This window comes from Mycolicibacterium neoaurum (assembly GCF_036946495.1).
In the GTDB taxonomy this organism is placed as follows: Bacteria; Actinomycetota; Actinomycetes; order Mycobacteriales; family Mycobacteriaceae; genus Mycobacterium; species Mycobacterium neoaurum_B.
Map to the genome: position 1 here is coordinate 525,224 of NZ_JAQIIX010000002.1, position 23,898 is coordinate 549,121.

Consider the following 23,898-nt stretch of genomic DNA (forward strand, 5'->3'; position numbering starts at 1 on the left):
TCCCCTAGGTTTACCGTGTGCCGCCACCCGATGCGAGACGCCGAGGTCTGCGGTTCGGATGCGCCATCCTGGCGACCGGCCTGCTCGCCGGTGTGGCGGGGGCGGCGACCACCCTGCTGTTGCACGGTATCGAGCACCTCACCTACCACTATCGGTTCGGCAGCCTGCTCGACGGCGTGAGCGCCAGCCACCCACTGAGGCGCGCCCTCGGACCGGCGATCGGCGGTGCGCTCGCCGGCCTGGGTTGGTGGTGGCTGCGCCGCCGCAGCGCGGTGCCCGGACTGTCCGCCTCGATTGCCTCACACCGACCGCTGGCCCGTGGCCCGCTGGCCATCGACGCCGGATTACAGGTGTTGGTGGTCGGGTCGGGGGCCTCGCTGGGTCGCGAGGGCGCCCCGCGCCAGCTGGCGGCGGTGCTGGCCGACGCGGCCACCGCACGGCTGGCGCTGACTGCCCGGGATACGCAGATCCTGCTGTTCTGCGCCGCCGGCGCCGGGCTGGGCGCGGTGTACAGCGTGCCATTGGGCGGTGCCCTGTTCACCGTCAGCATCCTGGCGCGCAGCTGGCACCCGCGGGTGGTGGGTACCGCACTGATCACCTCGAGTCTTGCGGTGGCCGTCGCCGCCCCGGTCACCCATCTGGACCACTCGCTGCGCTGGCCCGACGCCGACCTGTCCTATCTGTTCGTCGTCTTGGCCATCCTGATCGCGCCGCTGTCCGCCGGCGTCGCCGCGGCATTCGTGCGTGTCACCGCGACCCGCGGCGAACCCCCTGCAGGCTGGTGGCTGGTGCCGGCCATCGCCGGTGCGGGTCTGCTGACCGGCGTCTGTTCGCTGTGGTGGCCACAGCTTCCCGGCAACGGCCACAGCATCCTGGTCGTCAGTATCGACACCCAGCTGAGCATCCCTTCCGCGGTGGCGATCCTGCTGCTCAAACCCGTTCTCACGGCGTTGTTCCTGCGCGCGGGTGCCGTCGGCGGCCTGCTGACCCCGGCGCTGGCCACCGGAGCCGCCGCGGGATGCCTTGTGGCACTTCTGATCAACGAATTCACACCGGTGACGGGAGTCCATGTCAACACCGCAGCGCTGGCGTTGACGTGCGCGGCCGGGGTGCTGGCGATCACCCAACGCTCACCGGTGTTCGCCGCGGTGTTCGTCTGGGAGTTGGCACACCCACCGATCTGGTTACTCGCGGTGTTCGCCCTTGCGGCCTTCGCGGCAACCCAGGTGTGGCACCGCACCGCCGATCGTGGGTGATCGGTACGGTCGAGGACATCGGCCACCCACCGGAAGGACCACCTGATGGGAACGAACTTCTACTCGGCGGTGCCGTCGGCATCCGGGCACGCATTGTCCGCGCTGGCCGCGACCGGTGGCACCCGGGTCGGGGTGCACCTCGACCCGATCTACGCCTGGGCCAGGGACCCCGATCCGGCGCGCCGGGTCGGGCTGGTCAGCGGTGGCGGGGCGGGCCACGAACCGATGCACGCCGGGTTTCTCGGTCGCGGCGGGCTCGATGCGGTCTGTCCCGGTGAGGTGTTCACCTCACCGCACAACCGCCAGATCCATGCGGCCAGTGCGAAAGTCGCCGGCGACGGTGGCGTCCTGCACATCGTCAAGAACTACACCGGCGACGTGCTGAACTTCGCGATCGCCGCCGAACGATTGCGCGCCGACGGTATCGACGTCGATCGCGTGCTCGTCGATGACGATCTCGGTTCGCAGGGTCAGGATGTCGGCAGGCGGGGCACCGGCGCGACGGTGGTGGTGGAGAAGATCCTCGGCGCCGCCGCCGATCGCGGTCTCTCGCTACCTGAGCTCGTCGAGCTGGGTCAGGCGGTCGTCGCGTCATCGCGCTCGCTGGCGGTCGCTCACCGCGCGTGCACCCCGCCCGGCGCGGAGCGCCCCGCCTTCGACGTGGCACCCGGAACGCTGGAGTACGGCGTCGGTATCCACGGTGAGGCGGCCCGCGAGTCGATCGCCCGCCCCGAGTTGGACGCTCTGGTGACCCGGATGGTCGGTGAGCTGCTCGACGATCTCGACATCACCGACGCCGGGGTTGTCGTCCTGGTCAACGGCCTCGGCGGCACCGGAGATCTGGAACTCTGGCATGTGCTGGCCGAGGTCACGCGGGCACTCGCCGATCGCGGGGTGCCGCTGCGCAGCGCGGTGTCGGGCACGTTCGTCTCCGCACTGGACATGGCCGGGTTCTCGATCACCGTGACCGCGGTGCACGACGAGCAATGGCTGCAGGACTGGTGCGCGCCGCATCACACGGCCGCGTTGCCGTCGCCGGTGCCCGCCGACATCGTGATCACCGGGGACCAGGCCGCACGACCGGCGGGTGAACCGTCACCGTGGCTCGGTCAGCTGGCCGACGACGTCGCCAGGATCCGGGAGCCACTCAACGATCTCGACCGGCGGGCAGGCGACGGGGATATCGGCACCAACCTCGACAACGCGCTGCGGGCAGCACTCCGTCGCGGTGCCGGCGCCGATGCCGACCTCCCCGCCGATCTGCACGCATTGGCGACGGCTTTCGCCGAGGACGTCGGTGGTTCCAGCGGACCGCTGTTCGGCCTGGTTCTCGGCAGAGTCGCGGCCAGTGTCCACGCCCAGGGCGCAGCGGGCGCCGCCGAGGGATTGCGTGACGGGGTGGCGGCGATCACCCGGGCCGGCGGCGCGCACGTCGGTGACCGGACCATGGTCGACGCCCTGCACCCGGCCGGCTGGGACGGCGAGGCGCCACGGGAAGCGCTCGACGATGACGCGCTGGCCGCCGCGCTCGACGGTGCGGTAGCGACCAGTTCGATGGTCGGCAAGCGCGGACGGTCCAGCTATGTCGGCGACAAGGCGATCGGCACCACCGATCCCGGCGCCTTGGCCGTCGTCGTGGTGCTCACCGCGATCGTCGAGCGTATCGATGGCCGGCGCCGGGATGCGGTGCGCGCCAAGCTCGCCGAATTGGTCGACGGCTGAGCGTCAGGGCTGCTTCACCCACTTGCCCGCATCGCCGACGATGCCGACCGGTACAGCTCCGCTCAGGCTCACCCCGACGACATGCGGGCCGGCCGCAACGATGGTGGTGTCCTGCAGGATGGGCAGCACCGTGGCCATCTCCCACAGCCGCGGTTCGACGGCATCGATCACCTTGCCGATCTCCTCGGTACCGCGTAGCGCGGCATCGATCCTCGGTTGGATGCTGCGGTCGCAGATCCCGGTCAGGTTACTGGGCGCCTGCACCAATTGGCCTGTGCCGCCGGGGGGTTGGGGTGCGGTGGTACCAGTCGTCGTCGGTGTCGTCGTTGCTGGCGTCGTTGTTGCTGGCGTCGTCGCTGGTGGCGTCGTCGTCGGCGGCTTGGTCGTCGACGGTTTCGGTGTCGGCGTCGGGCCGGCCGGGGTGCCGGATGTGGGCATCGTGGTGGTCACGGTGACGCTGGGGGTCGGTGTGACGGTCGAGACGGCGGTGGCCTCCAGCGCCGGGCAGCCGTAGCGCGAGGCCAGCGCGGTGGCCAGATCGCCGCCCGCATGATGCCAGCCGACGATCGCGTCGACCGAATTGTCGGCCAGCGCATCGCCATACAGCTTCACCGGATCCAGCGCGGACACCGAGGCCGTGATGCCGACACTGCGCAGCTGGTCGGCAGCGGTGTTGGCCACAGCGATCGAGGTGGGGTCGTTGGCGGCCACGCCGAGCACCAGGGTCAGCGGTTCGCCGTCGCGCATGAGCTGGCCACGCGCCTCATCGGGCGCCGGTGTCCCCGGCGTCGCCGTCGCCGTGGGAGATACCGGGGTGATCTGGTACCCGGAGTCGGCGAGCAGCGCCAGCGCATCCTGCTGACTCATCGCCTGCGGGGCGGTGGGCACATAACCCGGATCCGACGGGGAACGCACCTGCGCCTGCGCCAGCGTCACGGTGTTGTCCGAGCCGGCGCCGACGGCGGCCAGCAGATCGACGTCCAGCAGGCCCAGCAGTGCCTTGCGTACCCGCAGATCGGTCAGCTCCGGCTGCTGGGCACGTAGCGTCAGCTGCATCACGCGCGGCGTGACGATTCGGGCGGTGCGCACGTCCGGGATCGCCGACAGCTGGGCGAACGCCGCCTGCCCACCGTGCACCTGAGCCACCTGGGTGTCGCCGTTGCGAATCGAATCGGCCAGGGCCGCAGGCGATCCGCCGCGCCGAAACAGGATCTGGTCGGGGGCGGCGGGCTGACCCCAGTAGCGATCGTTGCGGGCAAGCATGATCTCGTCGCGCTGCGGGTCGATGCTCTCCACCCGGAACTGTCCACCGGTGACCGGCAGGGCGCGCACGAGGCCGGCGCCGAAGCTGCCGGGCATGTCCTTGACGATGTGCGCGGGCAGGATGTTGTTGAACAACTCTCGCCAGGCGGGGTAGGGCTGGGCGAAGGTCACCACCGCGGTCTTACCGCCCTCGACCGATTGGACCCCGGTGATCAGGTCGTAGCCCGCCGGGTCGACAACCCCGGGAACGCTGACCATCTGGCGCCACAGGTACCAGAAGTCGTCGGCCCCGATGGGGGCATTATCGGTCCAGGCCGCTTCCGGGCGGATCTTGTAGGTGACGGTGAACGGCTCCTCATTGGTGACCTCTGCGGAGATCAGCAGGGTGGGATCCATCTCCCAGCGGGACCCGGTGGGAGTGTTCGCGTCAGGGATCGGCCGGAACGAGCTGGGCAGCACCAACGCGGAGACGGCGGCATTCACCGAGGACTGGTCGGAAAGCAGGTGCGGGTTGAAACCGGCGCCGATCGCGTCGATGGCCATGATGATCTGCATGGCCTTCGCCGGCGGTGGTGGCGGGGTCTGCGTCGTCTCTGTGCTCTGCGGGGCCGGCGGCGGGCTGACCGTGCAGCCGGCCACCACCAACGCCGACAGCATGGCCGCAAGCACGGTTACACGGTGTCGGGCTGTCGGCACGAGTTTCAGGGTATCGGTCAGCTGTTCTGCTGCTTGGCGCGCGCCTTGGCACGCGCCCGCAGGCTTGCGGTCAGCTCCACCTTGCGCACCCGCACGATCTCCGGTGTCACCTCGACACACTCGTCCTCGGCGCAGAACTCCATGGCCTTCTCCAGGTCGAGTTCCAGCGGCCGGGCCAGGGTCTCCATCACATCGGCGGTAGAGCTGCGCATATTCGTCAGCTTCTTCTCACGGGTGATGTTGATGTCGAGGTCCTCGGCGCGCGGGTTGATCCCGACGACCTGTCCCTCGTAGGTCTCCTGGCCGGGCTCGACGAAGAACTGTCCGCGGTCGGCCAGCTGGATCATCGCGAACGGCGTGATCTGGCCGCTGCGGTCGGAGACCAGCGAGCCGGTGTGGCGCGCCCGGATCTCCCCCGCCCACGGCCGGTAGCCGTCGAACACCGCGTTGGCGATGCCGGTGCCGCGGGTGATCGTCAGGAAATCGGTGCGGAACCCGATGAGACCGCGGCTGGGGACGATGAAGTCCATCCGCACCCACCCGGCGGCATGGTTGGTCATCTGCTCCATGCGGCCCTTGCGGGCGGCCATCAACTGGGTGATGGCGCCGAGGTGCTCCTCGGGACAGTCGATGGTCAGCGCCTCGAACGGTTCGTGCAGCTTGCCGTCGATGGTCTGGGTGACCACCTGCGGCTTGCCGACGGTCAGCTCGAAACCCTCCCGGCGCATCTGCTCGACCAGCACGGCGAGCGCCAGCTCACCGCGGCCCTGCACCTCCCAGGCGTCCGGACGGCCGATGTCGACGACCTTGATCGACACGTTGCCGATGAGCTCGGAGTCCAGCCGGTTCTTGACCATCCGTGCGGTCAGCTTGTGACCGGAGACCTTGCCCGCCAGCGGAGAAGTGTTGGTGCCCACGGTGACCGAGATCGCGGGCTCGTCGACGGTGATACGCGGCAGGGCGTGAGCGTGCTCGGGGTCGGCCAGCGTGTCACCGATCATGATCTCCGGGATGCCCGCGACGGCGACGATATCGCCGGCGACGGCCTCATCGGTCGGAGTGCGCTCGACACCGACGGTCACCAACAGTTCGGTGATCTTGGCGTTCGTGATGACCGGGTGGCCGTCGACTTCGCGCATCCAGGCAACCTGCTGACCCTTCTTCAGCTTGCCCTTGTAGATGCGGATCAGCGCCAGTCGGCCGAGGAACGCCGACGCGTCGAGGTTGGTGACCAGGGCCTGGAACGGCGCGTCCGGATCACCCTGCGGCGGCGGGATGTGCTCCATCAGCACGTCGAACAGCGGGTCGAGGTTCTCACCGTCGGGGTTCTGTCCGTTGGCCGGCTGGCTGGTGCTCGCGATACCGGCACGACCCGAGGCGTACAGCGTGGGCAGGTCGAGCGCCTTCTCGGCGGCTTCCTGGGCGGCCTCGTCGAGATCGGAGGCCACGTCGAGCAGCAGATCGTGACTCTCCTCGACGACCTCGGCGATGCGGGCGTCGGGCCGGTCGGTCTTGTTGACCACGACGATCACCGGCAGATGCGCCGACAGCGCCTTACGCAACACGAACCGGGTCTGCGGAAGCGGCCCCTCGGAGGCGTCGACCAGCAGCACCACACCGTCGACCATGGACAGGCCGCGCTCGACCTCACCACCGAAGTCGGCGTGCCCGGGTGTATCGATGACGTTGATCACCGTGACGGTGCCGTCGGCGTTGTGCCGGTGCACCGCGGTGTTCTTGGCCAGGATGGTGATGCCTTTTTCTTTCTCAAGGTCACCGGAGTCCATGATGCGTTCGGTCGAATCGTCGCCACGGTGCGACAACGCACCGGACTGCCGCAGCATGGCGTCGACCAGCGTTGTCTTACCGTGGTCAACGTGCGCGACGATGGCTACGTTGCGAAAGTTAGGGCGAGAATCCACGTCAGTGATTGTCGCAGTGTGAGTACCCGATCACGAAAACGACGGGGATCAGTGGAAGGCGTGCGTGAAGAAGCTGCTCTTGGCCAAGCCGAAGAAGAAATGCTGCCGTAGCAAGCCCCGGTGCAAGAAGTGTCCGCTGGTCCTGCACAAGGTGCAGAAGGCTGCGCACAACGGGATACGGGGCAAGGAACTGGAGAAGGTGTACAAGCTCGCCCGAAAGGCGTAGTGAACTGCAGCGATGCAGGTTTGACCCGGGGGCACCACCGCATCGTGACAGCCTTGTCGACGGCATCCGGGCGGCGGTGTGGACACCGTCTCAGGGTGGACCCGGCCACGCCACCAGAGGCGGCCACGACGACGGCCGCAACCCGGCCGCGACGATCCTCCCGGCGGCTCCGCGCACCGCTGAAGGTGTGCCGGATGTCACTACCAGCGAGCTCGTGACCGAATTCGCGGTGGCGACCGACGGCCACCGTCGTCGGCAACCCGACACCCCGCCCGCCGGTGCACATCGGCGTGGGCCCGTTCGCCGCCGAGCAAACCCGGTCGCAGCCGCCTGACCGCCGACCGACGGGCATCCGCACTCGCCCGGCTACTGAGAACCTCTCAGATTTTGAATTACCCTGTTCGTCAATACATCTCGGCCAGCAAAGCCGCCCACGCAACTCGAAAGCACCGATCGGCGAGGCTCTGGATGGTAACGTTCGCCGTTCCTGAGCGACGAGTAGAGCGACCATATTGGTCCGATGTGACGAAGGGTTCGAGCCGATGCCTGAAACCACCAGAAGCGTGTGGCGCCTCGCCACCAAGATGACCGCCATGGGATTGGGCACCGCTGCCGTCGCCGCCGTGTTCGCCACCGTCGGCGCGGCCACGGCCGGCGCGGACGTCAAGGAGATCACCCCGCGACCCAACGTCAGCAGTCGCCAAGCGTCCGAGTTCGACAAGAACGCGTTGCGCCGCTCGGGCCAGGGTGTCGCCCGCGGCGCGCTGGCCGACAACCGTCGCGCCGACGGCGGCGGGATCCAGACCCAGGGTGAGGTCCGCGACGGCGTCATCGCCGTTCCGGGCACCACCTCCAACCCCTTCGGCGTGCGCCCCAACGGACAGTTCCGGCGCGGCGCCCCGCTGGGCAGCTGGTAGCAGCAGCTAGCGCAACACGGCCGTCAGCTCGGGTATCCACGCCCGGTCGGCGGGCACCCAGGCCAGTGCGTCGAGGTCAGCGGCGCGTACCCAGCGCAGCGCCTGATGGTCATGGGGATGGGGACGTCCCGAGCGCAGAGTCACCAGATGGGCGCGCATCGTCATCGTCGGGCTCAGCACCACCTGCGCGGCCAGTGCAGCCTCGACGCTGACCTCGATACCGAGTTCCTCGCGCAGCTCGCGGATCAACGCATCGGCCTCGCTCTCCCCCGGTGCCACCTTGCCGCCGGGAAGTTCCCACAGCCCGCGTAGTTCGGCCGGGCGTTGCCGCTGGGCCACCAGCAGCGCGCCATCGGAAATGAGCGCACCCGCAACGACGATCTGCTCGGTCATCGAGCTCGACGGTATACCGTCGGATTCATGGCTGTATTGAGCGATGACCGCGTCGACGCGGTGCTTGGCGAGCTGAACGGCTGGGAGCGCTCCGACGACGCGTTACGCAGGTCGGTGGAGTTCCCGACGTTCCTGGACGGCATCGGTGCGGTCAGCCGCATCGCTGAACTGGCAGAGCGGAAGGACCACCATCCCGATATCGACATTCGTTGGCGCACAGTGAATTTGGCGTTGGTGACGCACTCCGAGGGCGGGATCACGGACAAGGATGTGGAGCTGGCGAAGGCGATCGATCAGCTGCTGGCCGACTGAGCGGTCGACCGCGGGCCGCCAACCAGCCGAGGGTGAGCACCGTCGCCACCGGGTAGACCAGGCCCGCCCAGGCAAGCTGCCACGGCCTGCCGATCTCCCAGATCGTCGGCTGGGCGAAACTGAGCAGCCAGGGCACCCCGATCAGGGTCAGCACCAGCCAACCCCAGCCGAGGACCCGGGCACCCAGGCTGTTGCGCAGCGGTCCGTGGACCAGCCAGATCATCAGCGGGATCAACCACACCCAGTGATGCGTCCACGAGATCGGCGACAGCAACAGCCCGAACAGCTGCACGATCAGGATGCCGCCGAGGCGATCGCCGGTGCCGACCGCACGCCAGGCGAGAACGGCCAGCACCGCGGTGAGGGCGAGAGCCAGCAGCACGGCGGGCCCGTACCCCGCGTCATGACCGACGATGCGCGAGATGGCACCGCGCCACGACTGGTTGAACGACGTGCCGATGGGTCCGACCCGGCTGGCGTCACCGAGCAGATCGGTGAAGTAGTAGCGGGCCTGCTCCCCGACCACCAGGGCCGACACGCCGATGGTGGCCGCGAACACCACGGCCGAGAACACCGCAACACCCCAGCGCCGCACGCCCACGAAGTACAGGCCCGCCACCGCTGGGGTCAATTTGACGCCCGCGGCGAGCCCGACCAACAGACCCGACAGCCACCAGCGACTGCTGCGCACCGCCCACAGCACGGCCAGCACCAGCACCACGTTGATCTGGCCGTAGTCGAAGGTGCTGCGTAACGGTTCGGTCCAGATTCCCACCGCGGTCCAGGCCATGGCCGGGCGAGTATCGTTGCAGCCCAAGAGGTTCAGGCTAATGCGCACCACACCGTAGAGGGCGGCGAAGATGCCGAGCTGCCAGATGAACGCCACCACCGCAAACGGCAGCAGGCTCAGCGGATAGAAGACCACGGCGGCGAACGGCGGATAGGTGAACGGCAGCGGGAAGTCCGGGGTCTGCTCGGCGTAGACGTAGTCATACAGCGCGCCCGGGGTCTCCAGCGTGTCGGCGCCGCCCACGTAAACGTGCAGATCGACGAAGTTGGCCCCATTGGGCACCAGGTAGGTCCACGCCAGCCGGGCCAGGATGCTCAACACCAATAACAGCGGCGCCCAGCGATAGAGCTGCGCGGTCCGGGAGGCATAGCGGTCGGTGTTTACCGGCCCGACTCTATCGACCGAGATGCGACCGGTGGCGCTGCGCTCCCGCCGAATGTGCATCCCCGACGCCGGCGGACGGCATATCCCGACGAGGTTTCACGCTCGGGACCGAACCGATGACAGCGCCGGAACGCCGTTCCGATCACCGTCGGCGCACGCCTCCGTAACGGTTGAATAAACCACACTCCTGTCACTTGAGTAACACCAGTAACTCGCTACCTTCGGTTTCAGACGTGCCGCCAACGAAACGGGGAGAACCGTGTCATCTTTCAGAAAACTCTTTGCCACCAGCATGATTGCCGGTGCCGGCGCGGCCGTGGCCGCGTTGACCCTGAGCCCGGCCGCGGTGGCCGAGCCGGCTCCCCCGGCGCCCAACCCGCCGGCGATCCCCGGCGCGCCGAACGTGCCGTTCGCGCCGCAGCTGGCCAGCATCCAGACCGTCGCCCCGCAGATCATCCAGGGCGTCGCCTCGGTGCTCACCGGCGGTAACCAGGCCCCCAGCACGCTGCCGGTCGATCCGATCACCCCGGCCGGCGCTCCGCTGAATCAGGCCGCGGCCACCCTGCCCGGTGCCGTGCCTGCCGCGGCAGCTCCCGCCGCCGCTGCCGCCCCCGCCGCCGCGATGGCCGGAATGCAGAACCTGGTTCCCGGCCTCGCCGGCCTGATGCCGGCCGGCACCCCGCTGGCGGGCCTGCTGCCCGCCACCGGCGCCGCCCCCGCCGCTGCTCCGGCCGCGCCGGGTGCCCCCGCAGCTCCGGCCGCGGGCCTGCCCAACGCCTCGGACGCGGCCCAGTCGCTGGTGCCGATGTTCGTTCCGCTTTCGGGCCTGCCCTGATCAGTAGCGCCGCCACCGTAAACACCACCTAGCCAGGGGGAGACATGCCATCGATCCGGACCACGCTCACCAGTGCCACGGCCACCGCGCTCGTGGTGCTGGGCGGGGGCTCGGTGATACCTGCCCACGCCGATCCGGCCGCGCCCATGCCGCTGCCGATCAACAATCTGCAGGCACCGGGACTACCGGCGATGGAGACTCTCGGACCCGCCATCCAGCAGGCCGCTGCCAACCCTGGCGATGCGGCGTCGATGCTGATGGCGGCCGCCGCCGCGTTCGCGGGAAACGCGGCGGCCCCGGCTGATTCGCAGAACCTGGCCACCGCGGTCAACCAGTTCGCCGCCGCGCCGCAGGTACATACGCCTGCGGCCGGCGCCGGAGCCGAGGCTCATCTACCCGCCGGGATCAACCCCGCCTACTCGGTGGGCCCGATCCCCGATGCCCTGCCCGCAGCCCCCGAGGCCGCCGTCGACGCGCCCGTAGTCCCGGCACCCGAAGCGGTACCCCCCTGCCCCGGCGCCAGCGCCCGCCCCGGCCGAACCGCTTGCCGCCGCGGCCGCACCCGCTCCCGCGCCGGGACCCGCGCCGGCGCCCGGCGCGATGCCCGACTTCGGTCCGGACGCGCCCACTACACAAGACTTCATGTACCCGTCGATCAGCAACGGATGCCTCAAGGACGGCGGCAACGTGCTGGCCGCCGCCATCTCGGTCGCCGGCCCGGCGAAGATTCCCGCGCCCGGCCCGGGGCCCGGCCAGACCGCCTACATCTTCACCGCCATGGGCACACCGGGACCGGCCGCCGAGCAGAAGCTGCCGCTCAATGTCACCTGGGTGAACCTGAGCACCGGAAAGTCCGGCACCGCGACGCTCAAACCGCAGGCCGATATCAACCCGGCAGGCCCGACCACGCTGACCGCCATCGCCGACACCGGCTCGGGCAGCATCATGTCGACCATCTTCGGTCAGGTCACCACGACCGAGAAGCAGTGCCAGTTCATGCCCACCATCGGCTCGACGGTGGTGCCCTAGATCGGCTGCCTCAGTAGGCCATGAACAGGATCATCTCGCGGTCGTATTCACGCCCGGGATGTGATTCGGACAGATGCGCCTGCGCCTTGGCGACCAGGTCGTCCTCATCGGCGCCCTGAATGGCTTCTCCGCAGGGGCAGTTCAGATGTGTCTTGGCCATATGTCCACAATCGCATACGCACCAAGATGGTGAGCATGGACACCTACGACGTCATGCGTACCACCGGCGCGGTACGTCAGTTCACCGGGGAACCGCTGCCCGATGAGACGCTGACGCGCATCCTCGACAACGCCCGGTTCGCGCCCAGTGGCGGTAACCGGCAGGGCACCCGCGTCATCGTGATCCGCGACGAGGCCACCAAGTCGGCACTGGCCGATCTGAGCGTGACCGGCGCGCGGCGCTATATCGCCCAGAAGCGCAATGGCGAGAGCCCGTGGAATCCCTTGCACCCCATGGGCGTGTCCGATGAGGAGCTCGCCGCGGTGCAGGTGCCGCGGGCCACCCATCTGCTCGACGCCGAGGTGCTGCTGGCGATCTGCGTCGACCTCGGCGTGGTCGCGGCCTTCGATCAGGACCTCGACCGCATCGGCGTGGTGGCGGGCGCATCGGTCTATCCGCTGGTGTGGAACATCCTGCTGGCCGCGCGGAACGAGGGATACGGCGGTGTGCTGACGACGATGGCGATCGCCGAGGAACCGGCGGTGAAGCAACTGCTGGCGATACCCGATGAGTACGCACTGGCCGCGGTGCTGCCGCTGGGCAAACCCGTCACGCAGGTCCGCAGGCTGACCCGCAAACCGGTCTCGGAGTTCGTCACCCGGGAGCGCTTCGACGGCCCCGCGTTCTGAACTGTCCGCGACGGTGCAATGAGATCGAGAAAACAGCCAGAAGTTCGATCTGCATGCACCGTCGGCGCCCGACCCGTCGTTGACTCTGCGCTGACGGCGCGACCCACTCGCACTTTCGCACCCTGAGCGCAGAGTCAGCGAGTCAGGCCTGCTTCGCAGCCTTCGCGGCGGCCTTCATCTTCTTCTTGTACGCCCGCACCTCCTGCAGCGAGTCAGCGTCGACGACGTCGGCCACCGACATGTGCGTGCCCGCCTTGCCGTAATCCCCCGCCGCGGCGCGCCATCCCTTCGGCGTCACGCCGTACTGCTTGCCCAGCAGCGCAAGGAAGATCCGCGCCTTCTGATCACCGAAGCCCGGTAGCCGCTTGAGCCGACGCAGGACCTCGGCGCCATCGGGATCGCCCTCGGTCCACAGCCGGCTCACGTCACCGTCGTACTCGTCGACGATGGTCTGGGCCAGCGCCTGCAGCCGAGTGGACATCGAACCCGGGAAGCGGTGGATCGCCGGGGTTTCCGAGCACAGCGCGGTGAACTCGTCGGGGTTGTAGTCGGCGATCACACGCGCATCCACGTCACCGATGCGGTCTGCGATCTTCTTCGGCCCGGCGAACGCCACCTCCATCGGGATCTGCTGAGAGGTGTCAACACGATTATGATCTGCCGTTGCTAAACGGTCCGCAATCTTCTTCGGACCCGCAAACGCCACTTCCATGGGTATCTGCTGATCAAGCAACATGCCCGTGAGCAGTGCAAAGGGGCTGGACTCCAATAATGCGTCTGCGTCGGGATCCTGGGCCAGGCACAGTTTGATAGCCACAGCAGAAGCCTACGGTGAGCGGGACGAACTCACAGCATGGTTCAGACACAGGGGCTGCGTTCGCTCGACAATTGCTCTATCGGGACACAAGGCTCGGCCGCGACGACGACGGTTGTTGTACACGACCAGTGCGACTCTGCAGGAGCCACGCACCCGGCGATGTACTCGATTCGAGGACGACGCGCGACTGTATCCGTACGCCAATGTCACGGCGTTCGAGTAATCTCGCAGCGTGGCGGGGTATGGCAAGAACATCGGGCGCATCCACTAGTGATCGACAAACTGAGTGAGCACTACACCTCACTGCAACGCGGGTGGACCGTAACTGATCGCATGAACGACTATGGAGCGTTGGTAGTTCCGATTGGTAACGCCGACGAAGCCTTCCACCGTTGGTTTCGATTTAAAGAAGCGTTTTCAAGCCGCCTGCTCCAACAGCTCGTGAAGGAAGACGGACTCGACACCACAGGTCGACCAACTAAAGTTCTCGATTGCTTTGCCGGCGGCGGCACAACCCTTGTTTCCGCGGGTGATCTGGCGTCGGCCACCACGTTGCAAGTGCACGCGACCGGATTCGAAGCAAATCCCTTTTTACATCTAGTAACCAAGACGAAATCCGCTGCGATGCTTGGAGGCAACGCGCTAGCGATCGAGCTCCAAGGGTTATTGCCAAGGATAATTCGACGGTGCAACCGCGCACTGGCCACAGGGAAGCAAATCGAGCCGCCCGCTCTCGCTACATTTCGAAATCCGAAATATTTCAGCGCTCGGGACCTTCGCAAACTCCTTCTCATCAGGGAGGCGGTGAAGGCTGAGGCAACTGGGGTCGCGCGAGATGTGCTGCTGCTAGCCGCAGCCTCAGTTGTGGAACAATGTAGCCGGCTCCGAAAAGACGGTCGCGCTTTGAGGTTCGAACCTAGTAAGCAGCCCTTGGACCCATTTGCGGCATTTGAAGCTCAGGCTGCCAACTACATATCGGACGTGCAGATGTGCGCTCTTGATAACAAGAGCTTTTCTTTTGAAGCCAAGCTCGGTGACAGCAGAGAACTCTTGAGGCGGAGCAGAGCCGTACACGATCTAATCGTATTCTCGCCTCCGTATCCCAACAACATTGACTATACGGAAGTCTACAAAATGGAGGCCTGGTATCTCGGCCTCTATGGAAATGCTCGCGATATGTCCGCACAAAGGCTAGCAACCATCCGAAGTCACCCCAGTGTTCGATTCCCAGACAGCTATAGTTTTGAGTCCATAGCAGCTGCAAAACAAATCACTCAGATAATCGGCCCTGTGCTGGGTAGCGTTCCACAAGACCGCTACACATCAGGTCGCATCCAGGTGATCAAAGGCTGGGTGGACGATATGGTGCAGATTCTGGCGGGTGCTCGCAAGCGTGTCGACCCAAACGGCCGACTGACATTCATCGTCGGAAACTCTTCTCACGGCGCAGGAGACCAACAATTTGTCATCGCTAGCGACGTCTTGATGTCTGCGGTCGCCGAGCTCCTAGGCTGGCGCGTCGACGAAGTTAGAATCGCGCGAATGACGAAGCGCAGGCTGCCTTCATTGTATTTGCGAGAGTCGGTCGTCGTACTCAGACCTGATAGCGAGGCGTCTACATGAGCGGAGATCGAAATCTCCCGGTGCTGCGGAACGTTGGGCTAAGGTACTTCAGCCTCTACCGCAACCAACGCCGACTAAGCGTCGACATCAATCGCGGAGTCTTTTGCCTAGCTGGAGCCAACGGTCTTGGCAAATCTACCTTTCTGGCGGCGATTAATTTTGGCTTTACCGGAATTGTTGCGAATTCCGGACGCTCTTTCCAGAATGTAGACGAATACTACGCGAAAAGTCTCCCTTACTCAGAAAAATACTTCGACGGCGTTATAGACGAGGAAGATCGCGATCGGGCGCATGTGGAATTATCGTTTTCTGTGGGGCATCGGCACTACAGAATCGCACGCAACCTGTTCTCACCGTCCGCGCTAGAGATCCTCGAAATAACTGAAGGCGACGGTTCCGCGCTTCCCGATGGACCCCTCGGGCCGGAAGAACGTCAACGTGTGTACGCTGACGAAATCGCAAGGGACTGCAATGTTGGTTCGTTCGAATACTTCGTTTTCCTACAACACTTTGTGATGACATTCGATGAGCGTCGGGACCTCCTATTTTGGAATGACCGAACTGCCAACTCCGCTCTTTATCTTGCGTTTGGCCTGGATCCGCAGGATGTCGTCCGGGCTGAACAACTTCGGAGTGGTATTAACGCGGCCGACTCGAACGCACGTAACGCACAGTGGCAAGCGACCCTTGCCCGCCGACGCTTGGATAAAATGCAGCCTGGCGAACTAGCCGATATCGAGCAGATTCGCGGACAACATAATGCCCTGGTCGAGCAGTTTGACACGGTACGAGCGGAGGCCGACCGCGCAGAACGAGCGGCCGCCGACGCACGCCTCGCATTGGCTGAAGCGAGTTCACAACACTTGAGCCTGCGTATGAAGTACGACGACATGTTTTCGGCACGCCTTTCGGGTCACCCAGATCCCAAGTACCACCCGTTGATAATGCGTATCGTTTCCGACGAGTATTGCGAAGTATGTGGCACCGAAGGCAAGCAGGTCGCAGCCGCCGTCAAGGCGGTGCTGAAGTCTGGAAATTGCCCTGTCTGTTCCTCGCAAGTGGCACAACACGGGGCAGGACCCGCGTTTGAAGTTCTCGAAACGCTGGACCGCCAACTAGCCGACGCAGGAGACCAAACCAAAACAGCGCAGACTCGTTTGCAACGACTCGAAGCCGAATCGAAGTCGCTTGCTCAGAAGGCATCCGACGCTGCCGAAGCCTTAGCAGCGTTCGAAGAGGCCAATACCGAGGCAATTGCTCGATTCGATGCGGTCCCCGAGTCTGACGCGCAGCAGAGGCGGGCTACAGAGGAGGAGTACCGCGCCGCGACTGCCCGAAGGAATGACTTCCGCAAGCGCCGAGACGAGTTTCGGGCCGAGCTTGAGCCGATCCAACAGCGACTCGTAACCGCGTATCAAGACGGTGAAGTCGAGTTTGTACCTAGGTTTCGACGGTTGGCGAAGCAATTTATCGGTCTCGACCTAGACGTTCACCTGGAAACTGAGAGCGACACTTTTAAGCTGTCGCTGGAGGTCCAAGGATCAAGACGTCGAACCACCACTTCTTTGTCCGAAAGTCAGCGGTTTTTTCTGGAAATTGCGCTGCGAATGACGTTATTGCAGCATATGGCCAATCCAGAAAGTCCGGGCGCCTTATACATCGACACACCAGAAGGTTCACTCGATATTGCATATGAGGCACGCGCCGGGGACATGTTCGCTTCCTTCATACAGGACGGAGCGAACATTGTGATGACAGCTAACATTAACTCTTCACAACTGCTGTTGCGATTAGCGGCAAAGTGTGGCGCTGAAAATATGAGGCTGCTTCGTATGACCGATTGGACTCCCCTAAGCGAGGTCCAAGCGGAAGAGGAGTCTCTCTTCATCGACGCCTACGGCGCAATCGAGAAGAAATTGCGTGGCGAGAGCGCGACGAATGACGAGACCCACATCTAGTGATAAGACCCGAAGCAGTCTTTGACTGCATGGTGATTTGCAGTCAGCTCGAAGACGTCACGGGTGGCGCCACCGAGTCCGAGATCGCACACCTGGGCTACCTTGCCTGTCTACTCTCGGTCTACAACGGCGCTCCACCTAGCGATTGGGGATACGATTTTGCGGCGACTTCCAGTGCGTCGCCGTTTAGCGTTGCACTTGATTCTGCGATTCAAACTCTGGCCAACAATCACACACTCGAAAGCGGATCGGATGGCCTCCGCCTCTCGCCCACAGGAAAGATGGAACTGGAGCAGTACGGGCGCTTGGTGATGTTTAGGCAAAGGCGGACTATCCTGGACGCTGCCTGCGGCAGCGTTGTAGCGGTTCCTCTGTCGGGTTTAAGTCATTCACTTTCAGCCGAGCCGCAATTACGTCGCGCGCTAGCTCTCTCGAGCACGCGCCCTTTGCTAGACGAAGGAGGCCGGCAAGCAATAATGGCTCACTTCGAAGCACTTGCAGCTGCGGTTCCGACGGCCAATGACTTGTTTGTTCCAGCAGTGGTTTGGTTAAGTTATCTCTCACAGCAAGCCAGCAAGTCCGACAGCCATTCCGGTGAACTATGACGATAAACGTTGATCCAGAGGAAATGGCGGATATCGCGAGGCGGTTATTCATCGCCGAGCTCAGCTCAGATTTAGGTCCAGATTCGGGTGGCATCGTGCGCGAGCTGATTGAAGTTGTACGCCGAGTGCACCGCGCGATAACTACCGAGCGGCTGACTGGCAGACTTGTCGTCGTGAGAGTGCTCGACAGTGAAGATTTTTGGATCGATACAGCATCTGAGTATTTTGATGACTTGGCAAGTCTTGGAACCTATTACGATGGACAAGGCCCTCTGATAGTGAAACTCGAGGGCACTGGAATCCGGGTCTGGAAACTCGACTTTGCTGAACCTGAAGGTCGCGAGTACGTATTCTATGAATACGTAAAGCCCTACGAAGAGTATCTCGCGTGCCATAAACGCAAGCATGAAGTCCCGCGCATTGCCACTTCGCCCAGCTATTTCGGATTGCCCTACTTTCGTCAGCTCCGCGTTGCATTGGAGAAATACGGGCGCATCTGGATTCGCGAATCACAATGCGATACTTTTGCGACTTCTTGGTTCGACCCAAAACGGACTTTGTTCCAACCTGGCCCCGAATACATCATGCGCCGATCGCTTCAGCGGTTTCTGCGTTCTCACCTTCGCGATCAGAACGATGTTCAGATTATGCCCGAACAAAATGTAGACGAGACGAAGCCAGTCGACATAAAGGTTGTGTGGTCCGTCTACAACAGGGTGGCCCTGATCGAAATAAAGTGGTTGGGCAACAGCGCAAGCGCGAGCGGCACAAAGTTGGTTACCTACTCACAGTCCCGGGCAAAAAGCGGCGCTGCCCAATTGGCCGATTATCTGGACCGCTACAGCGTCGAACAGCCGGACGAGGAGGTACGCGGATATCTTGTGGTTTTCGATGCTCGTCGTCGCGGTGTGACTAATCCGCCCACCGAGTTGTCCCGCGAAGAGGCCATTTACTATCGCGACAAAGCGATTGAGTATGACGGTACGATTCTGGATCGCCCTGACTTTGATCCGCCGCATCGCTTTTTCTGCGAACCCGTTGTTTCTACCGGTTAGCCGAACCGGTTAATAATTCTTGGCAAGCGCTGGCGACTAAAGCTCGGAAACCCGTACACAATGGTTCGGCCGCATAACCGACCGGTCAAACGCCCCGGGGCGGGGGCAACCCCCCTGGGGTGCCGGGTCCCCGCAGCGCGCAGTAGCTCCGCACAGGCGGGGTGCGCTCACTCAGCTCGACCTAGTAGCTCACGCGGAGTCTGCTCACCGCATCCCGGTTCCGGTGCCGCGCCTCGGATTTGCTACCGACTCGCTAAAAGAACACGCTAGGGAGATGACGGACTTCGACAGCGCCCAACTAGCCCAACGCCGTCGCGAAGCGCAGGCACGTACCCGTCCCAGGGTTCAGCCGTCCTTGCGTCGGGGCCGAACTCTCCACTCGCTGGGTTTCCGCGACCGGAAAGTCTCACCGGCGAGGATCCGGGAAGGGTCCGGGATTGCAGGACCGTCAGAGGCAGGCTTGTACTCCTTTTCGGGCGGAGCCTGAATGTTCTTCCCGGACGGCTTTGACCCCAGGCCGGCCCTCTCAGCCACCCGCGACTTCTGAGTCTCAGACTTCGGGGTTTTCTCGTCTCTGCTCATCCCGTTCAACGTAACTCTTATCCCCGCCAGCCCGCATGGTTCGCTTGTGATCCAGAGCCTTATCCAGCAGATCGGCGGAGTTGAACGGTTCGCTAGGCGCCGCCCCTGGTGCTGCACACTGCGCCGTATTGGCCCTCTCGCGGCCACGTTGAGGACCGAATGTCCACTTGGGGTACACCCGTGGTGGACAGCGCCCATGCGGGCCTCAGATGTCAATCTAGGGCCAACATCCGCATTGTTTGACATATGTCCACTGGATCCTTAGAGTCCATTTCGACAGTTAAGTCGAGCACAGGAGTTCGGGAACATGGGACAGCGCATCGGATACCAGCGGGTGAGCACCGTCGACCAGAACACGGATCGTCAGCTCGAGGGGGTCGAGCTGGACAAGATGTTCTGCGACAAAGCGAGTGGCAAGGACACTCAGCGCCCCCAGTTGGCCGCGTGCCTTGAGTACGTCCGGGAGGGCGACACGCTCGTCGTTCACTCGATGGACCGACTCGCACGGAACCTCGAAGACCTACGGCGGCTCGTTCGGGAACTCACTCACCAAGGCATCAAGGTCGAGTTCGTCAAGGAGAACCTGATTTTCGCCGGCGATGACTCCCCGATAAACACGTTGCTGCTCTCGATGCTCGGAGCGGTCGCCGAGTTCGAGCGGTCGATGATCCTCGAACGCCAACGCGAAGGAATCGCCCTTGCGAAGGCTGCCGGAAAGTACAGGGGCCGAAAAGCTGCGCTCACCGACGGACAGGCCGACGATCTTCGTGCTCGCCTTGCCGCGGGCGAGTCTGTGACCTCACTCGCCAAGGATTTCGGGATCAGCAGGCAGACCGTCTATAACTACGCAGCGTGAACTCAATGTTGGTTTTCAAGCTCACCCTTACCGCGACTCTGGCGTTGTGCGTAGCGTGCGGGGCACCCGAGCAGAAGCAATCCAACAGCAGCGGCGCATCGGCCACAGGCACCGCCGCAGTCGAAGCGGTGCAACCTCCTCCAGCGACCGCCCAGAGCGTCGCTGAGTCAATCAAGGCGACGATTCCTGAAGTCGCAGAACTCATCGAGATCACCGAGGACAACGACCCGAACGACCTGATCGGCAGACCCAATGGCTATGTCGCTGCCAGCATCCTGGTGGACTCCCGACTGCCACGATGCACGGACCTCGGCACAGACTGCGGGGTAATGATCGAGCAGTGGCCCGATCAGGCCGCTGCTCAGAATCGCGCGGACTACATACAGTCGACGCTGAAGTCGATGCCGATGCTCGGCCAGGAATGGAACACCGTCAACGGTAGCCTGCTCCTGCGGGTGGCCGGTGAGCTCAAGCCATCCGAAGCCAAGGCGTACGAGACCGCCTTCACTGGGTGAAGGCCTGCTAGAGAATCCCCACCTGACGCATTAGTTCCTCGTCTTCCTCGCGGCGACGACGGTCATCCTCGATGTCGTCGTGGATGACTTCAGCGACGGCGACGGGCTCAGCATCACCCCTCGGTCTTGCCCGCTCTTCGGCGATGCGTGCGGCCAGATTCGCTCGTCTGGCCGTACCCCCAAGGTCCACGGCCAACCGGTCGGCAGCCTCGACCACATCGTCCGGCACGGTGTACGCCGTGCCCTCCTTCGCCAATAGTCCGACATCCACCAAAGCCTTCAATGCATCCCGCGCTGCGTCCCGCCCCATGCCACCCGCTGCGGCGACTTGGGAAGCCTTGCGGTATCCGACGTCCACAAGGTCCAAGACATGCGAGTGGCGGCCCGTAAGGCCGCGACTCAACCAGAGATCATGAAGTGGATCAACGAGCAGCGCCCTTATGGGTGCTGCTCCCTTACTAAGAACTGTGGTCATTTCCCCCACTTTTGGGGTGTATTCGCGAGGACCATCGTCAGCGGCCCTAACGACGTGAAGGCGGCCTGTTTCGATCAATCTCGACACTGCCACTGCCACTGTCTTCGTCTCGATGCCTGTCCGGACGGCCAGGTCTCGAAAACTGACTGGTGGCGTTGTCGTTCCACCTATCGCTGAGCACATCGACACGACGGCGAACATCACCCGGCGGTCCGAAGCGTTAATCGACCGCCCGTAGCGCGCGTCCAGTCGAGCCGACTGCAACCACTCGTCCACATACCGCGACCGCAGCCGGGACATCGGCGATCCAGACATTCCGACCTTCTGCATCGCACTTTCAAGCATCCGCTCAAACTCGTCATCGTCGTCGCCTGAGTACGCATACCTGAGCAGATCGGCACCTTCGTCACCTTTGGCACGGAGAACCGGTAGGGCAACCTGGGTAAATATCGGGTTGCGCTCCCCTGGTCCAGCAGCAGCGAACTTCGCCAGCAGCGCCTCAACGATGCCATCTGAATCCCCATGGACAAGCGTAGGACCCCCGTCCGACGCTTCGCCCTTGTCGACGGCCGCGATCAGTGCCAGCGGTGCCGGCGCAGGGTCGACCTCCGCGACCAAAGTGTACGTGCGGTCTATTCGGTCGTCACCGCGATAAACACTGCCAGGGAGCATCACGGCATCAGGAACATCGATGCCGGTACCGAGTGGTCGGTTCGTCGCAACGACAACGTCACGAGGAATCGTGAAGATCAGGTGCACGCCGGGCCCGTCCCGGTGCTGGGTGACGGTATGGACGGTCCGGGTCTCCGGAAGATCAGGAAATCGCTGCCGCAACGACTCGACGGACCCGCCGTTCTTCGGGTCGACGTCGACGATCAACAACCCACCAGTTCCGTTCCGCACCTTGGCATTCTTTTTCAGCCAGTCGACATTGTTCCTTGTGTGCGTCCACGTCCAGTTGCCGCACCCCTTGCGGGTGTTCTTCGTCTTCCCGAAGCCAGGCATGACGACGCACTTCCGGTCCAGGTAGAACTTGAGGTACTTCATCGGGGGCATGCGAAAGCTCTCATCGGGTGTCCACGGTATCCGCTGTTGGCCGCGGGGTCGTCACCGTCACCGGGCGACGATTCGCCCAGGCGAGCGAATACTCCTCCGCACCGATCTAGCCAAATGGGTCCGGTGCCAGCTCAAACGTCGGCACATACCGGTCGAACCTCAACGGGTCTTTCGACACCAGCACGAACCTGACGCCGGCGTCGAGCAACAATTGTCGATGGTCTGCCGTGTCCCAGACCTCTTCGTAGGTCTGGTCGGTGGCCTCGGTGACCCAGCCAGCCGCACGGCTCGGCCTCGCTGCGAGCTGATCGCGTTTCGCTACCTGAGCTTTCATCCGCTCCAGCCACTGCCGTTCATCCTCCGGAGTGGTCAACAGGCCTGCATCAGACTCCATCCGCAACCGCTCAATGGTTGCTTTGACCTGCTCCAGCTCGCCGCTGTGGTCTTCACCTGGCACGAACACTCGCCGGGTGACCTCTTCGTCACCCCACAACGTCAGGAAGTACGCCTCTAGAGCTGAGTCAGCAGTGTCGGCTTTGACGCTCATCCCATTGCAGTTCAACGGAGTTCGACCGCAGCGGTATGACCGCCACTCTCCCATCTCGCCTGATGCGAGAGACCTACGGGTGATCTGCTGCGCCAGCGAGGCTCCGCAGATCGGCTCACCGGAGCCACTGAACCCAGACTGCTTACCCTGACAGGCGGGGCACCCGGTGCAGCCGCAGAACCCGACCCCGAGCATTGGGTTGGCCGTCTTGCTCGGTGTCCGCTGCCCGATCTTTCGGAGCGTGGCAGCCTCCTGAATCTGCTTCCACGTATCGGCGTCGAAGGTCGGAGTCCCCAGCCTGATCGGCTCGCCCTCGGCGTCGAGCACGGTCAACGCCGCCTTCCCTCGACCCGTCATCTTGAGCCCCTGAGTCCGCGGAGAGGTGAGACCATCGATCACTGAGTTGACCGACCACGGTCGAGCCTTCGGCGGCTTTCCGTTCGCTACCCGAGCCCGGTCCATGTTCGTAAGAGCTGGCTCGTCTCGGCACTCGCAGCCCTGGACGTGGCTGCGGCTGCAACGAGGGTCGGTGTACGCCTCGTTCAGCCACGCGGCAATACGAATGAAGCTCCAGCCATCCAGCAGACGGCGAGCCATCGACGCAAGCAGAGCCTTACCGGTCTCGTCGGTGTCGAGCCCCTTGCCCTTGCCGCTCGGGTGATCAACCACCTTGAACCCAAGCGGAGGAACCCCCGAGGCCCACCGGTCCATCTGCCTGATGGCACGGTGGGCGTCCTGCGCCCTGGTCTTGAACCTGTTCAGCTCCAGCTGGGCGAAGAACGAACCGAGGTAGACGAACAGCTCCGCCATCATCTCGTCGATGCATTTGGTCTCCCCTGGCCCCTTCGGCCGGTAGTCCAGCGTCAGCCCGTCGTCGGCGAACGCGACCATCTTGTGCCGCTCCTCGGCCCACCGGGCGAAGTCGACGCAGTGTGCAGTAGAGCGGAAAGCCCGGTCCATCTTCGACCAGACGATCACGTCCCAGGAGGCCGCGCCCTCGTCGGTGAGCCACGGCCCGAGGTCTGGCCGGTCCTCTGGTCGCTTCTCAGCGGATACGCCGAGATCCTCGAACTGGCCGACGATCTCGTAGCCCCTGGCCTCGGCCCACTTCGTAGCCGTTTCTAACTGCACCAGATGCGAGACCTTCTGCGGCCCTTGTACTACTGAGACACGGGCACCCACGAGAGCGCGCAACGCTTGTTTTGCCACGTTCGC

General features: G+C 64.2%; 20 protein-coding genes and 1 pseudogene. 13 read left to right on the forward strand and 8 right to left on the reverse strand.

All coding sequences use genetic code 11. From position 1 onward, the window contains the following. Positions 1-17: 17 nt before the first annotated feature. Together PGN27_RS07895 and PGN27_RS07900 are read left to right on the forward strand one after the other, a co-directional pair. Positions 18-1,256 (forward strand): chloride channel protein, encoded by a 1,239-nt coding sequence (locus PGN27_RS07895; RefSeq protein ID WP_335325654.1) that lies wholly within the window; start codon positions 18-20, stop codon positions 1,254-1,256. 45 nt (positions 1,257-1,301) lie between these two features. Beyond that, complete coding sequence (locus tag PGN27_RS07900) at positions 1,302-2,978, forward strand: dihydroxyacetone kinase subunit DhaK (protein ID WP_335325655.1); 1,677 nt, start codon at positions 1,302-1,304, stop codon at positions 2,976-2,978. Positions 2,979-2,981: 3 nt separating this feature from the next. Here the strand turns inward: PGN27_RS07900 and PGN27_RS07905 are convergent, their stop codons facing one another. Next, a complete protein-coding gene (locus tag PGN27_RS07905; RefSeq protein ID WP_335328668.1) occupies positions 2,982-4,898 on the reverse strand; it encodes an ABC transporter family substrate-binding protein in 1,917 nt (638 codons plus the stop codon). Positions 4,899-4,954: 56 nt separating this feature from the next. Then, positions 4,955-6,859: a translational GTPase TypA gene (gene typA / locus PGN27_RS07910; protein ID WP_030136183.1), complete on the reverse strand. Its 1,905-nt coding sequence runs from the start codon at positions 6,857-6,859 to the stop codon at positions 4,955-4,957. A gap of 64 nt (positions 6,860-6,923) precedes the next feature. Between typA and PGN27_RS07915 the strand changes: the two genes are divergently transcribed. Together PGN27_RS07915 and PGN27_RS07920 are read left to right on the forward strand one after the other, a co-directional pair. Beyond that, the gene (locus tag PGN27_RS07915) at positions 6,924-7,085 is read left to right on the forward strand and encodes a hypothetical protein (protein ID WP_090559211.1); all 162 of its coding nucleotides are present in this window, start codon (positions 6,924-6,926) and stop codon (positions 7,083-7,085) included. 542 nt (positions 7,086-7,627) lie between these two features. Continuing rightward, on the forward strand, positions 7,628-8,002 hold the full coding sequence (locus PGN27_RS07920) for a hypothetical protein (protein ID WP_335325656.1): 375 nt from the start codon (positions 7,628-7,630) through the stop codon (positions 8,000-8,002). A 6-nt stretch (positions 8,003-8,008) separates the two neighbouring features. On the opposite strand, the gene PGN27_RS07925 is transcribed toward PGN27_RS07920, so the two are convergent. Next, entirely contained in the window at positions 8,009-8,395 is a 387-nt protein-coding gene (locus PGN27_RS07925; RefSeq protein WP_335325657.1) for a (deoxy)nucleoside triphosphate pyrophosphohydrolase, read from the reverse strand. Positions 8,396-8,422: 27 nt separating this feature from the next. Between PGN27_RS07925 and PGN27_RS07930 the strand changes: the two genes are divergently transcribed. After that, positions 8,423-8,707 carry a 4a-hydroxytetrahydrobiopterin dehydratase gene (locus PGN27_RS07930; RefSeq protein ID WP_335325658.1) on the forward strand — a complete coding sequence of 95 codons (285 nt, stop codon included), beginning with the start codon at positions 8,423-8,425 and terminating at the stop codon, positions 8,705-8,707. Here PGN27_RS07930 and PGN27_RS07935 read toward each other — a convergent pair. Beyond that, positions 8,652-9,941 (reverse strand): mannosyltransferase, encoded by a 1,290-nt coding sequence (locus tag PGN27_RS07935; protein ID WP_335325659.1) that lies wholly within the window; start codon positions 9,939-9,941, stop codon positions 8,652-8,654. The genes PGN27_RS07930 and PGN27_RS07935 overlap by 56 nt on opposite strands. Before the next feature lie 199 nt (positions 9,942-10,140). Between PGN27_RS07935 and PGN27_RS07940 the strand changes: the two genes are divergently transcribed. Continuing rightward, entirely contained in the window at positions 10,141-10,716 is a 576-nt protein-coding gene (locus PGN27_RS07940; RefSeq protein WP_335325660.1) for a hypothetical protein, read from the forward strand. A gap of 44 nt (positions 10,717-10,760) precedes the next feature. After that, positions 10,761-11,745 (forward strand): annotated as a pseudogene (locus tag PGN27_RS07945) (Rv1157c family protein). 10 nt (positions 11,746-11,755) lie between these two features. Here the strand turns inward: PGN27_RS07945 and PGN27_RS07950 are convergent. Next, positions 11,756-11,905, reverse strand: a complete 150-nt coding sequence (locus PGN27_RS07950; RefSeq protein ID WP_019510838.1) for a DUF1059 domain-containing protein — start codon at positions 11,903-11,905, stop codon at positions 11,756-11,758. Between the two features lie 35 nt (positions 11,906-11,940). Between PGN27_RS07950 and PGN27_RS07955 the strand changes: the two genes are divergently transcribed. Next, a complete protein-coding gene (locus PGN27_RS07955; RefSeq protein ID WP_335325661.1) occupies positions 11,941-12,594 on the forward strand; it encodes a nitroreductase family protein in 654 nt (217 codons plus the stop codon). A 142-nt stretch (positions 12,595-12,736) separates the two neighbouring features. Here PGN27_RS07955 and PGN27_RS07960 read toward each other — a convergent pair whose 3' ends face one another. Beyond that, positions 12,737-13,411, reverse strand: a complete 675-nt coding sequence (locus PGN27_RS07960) for an HhH-GPD-type base excision DNA repair protein (RefSeq protein WP_335325662.1) — start codon at positions 13,409-13,411, stop codon at positions 12,737-12,739. A gap of 270 nt (positions 13,412-13,681) precedes the next feature. On the opposite strand from PGN27_RS07960, the gene PGN27_RS07965 reads away from it, so the two are divergent. The 5 genes from PGN27_RS07965 to PGN27_RS07985 all read left to right on the forward strand — a co-directional run bounded on the left by PGN27_RS07965 (position 13,682) and on the right by PGN27_RS07985 (position 20,605). Then, entirely contained in the window at positions 13,682-15,034 is a 1,353-nt protein-coding gene (locus tag PGN27_RS07965) for a hypothetical protein (RefSeq protein ID WP_335325663.1), read from the forward strand. Next, entirely contained in the window at positions 15,031-16,992 is a 1,962-nt protein-coding gene (locus PGN27_RS07970) for an AAA family ATPase (RefSeq protein WP_335325664.1), read from the forward strand. Before PGN27_RS07965 ends, PGN27_RS07970 begins: the two co-directional genes overlap by 4 nt. A 601-nt stretch (positions 16,993-17,593) precedes the next feature. Next, complete coding sequence (locus tag PGN27_RS07975) at positions 17,594-18,652, forward strand: hypothetical protein (RefSeq protein ID WP_335325665.1); 1,059 nt, start codon at positions 17,594-17,596, stop codon at positions 18,650-18,652. An 889-nt stretch (positions 18,653-19,541) separates the two neighbouring features. Beyond that, entirely contained in the window at positions 19,542-20,090 is a 549-nt protein-coding gene (locus PGN27_RS07980) for a recombinase family protein (protein WP_335325666.1), read from the forward strand. Positions 20,091-20,095: 5 nt separating this feature from the next. Beyond that, positions 20,096-20,605 carry a hypothetical protein gene (locus tag PGN27_RS07985; RefSeq protein WP_335325667.1) on the forward strand — a complete coding sequence of 170 codons (510 nt, stop codon included), beginning with the start codon at positions 20,096-20,098 and terminating at the stop codon, positions 20,603-20,605. 7 nt (positions 20,606-20,612) lie between these two features. On the opposite strand, the gene PGN27_RS07990 is transcribed toward PGN27_RS07985, so the two are convergent. Further along, positions 20,613-22,127, reverse strand: a complete 1,515-nt coding sequence (locus PGN27_RS07990) for a bifunctional DNA primase/polymerase (RefSeq protein ID WP_335325668.1) — start codon at positions 22,125-22,127, stop codon at positions 20,613-20,615. 115 nt (positions 22,128-22,242) lie between these two features. Next, entirely contained in the window at positions 22,243-23,892 is a 1,650-nt protein-coding gene (locus PGN27_RS07995) for a recombinase family protein (RefSeq protein WP_335325669.1), read from the reverse strand. Between the last annotated feature and the right edge of the window lie 6 nt (positions 23,893-23,898).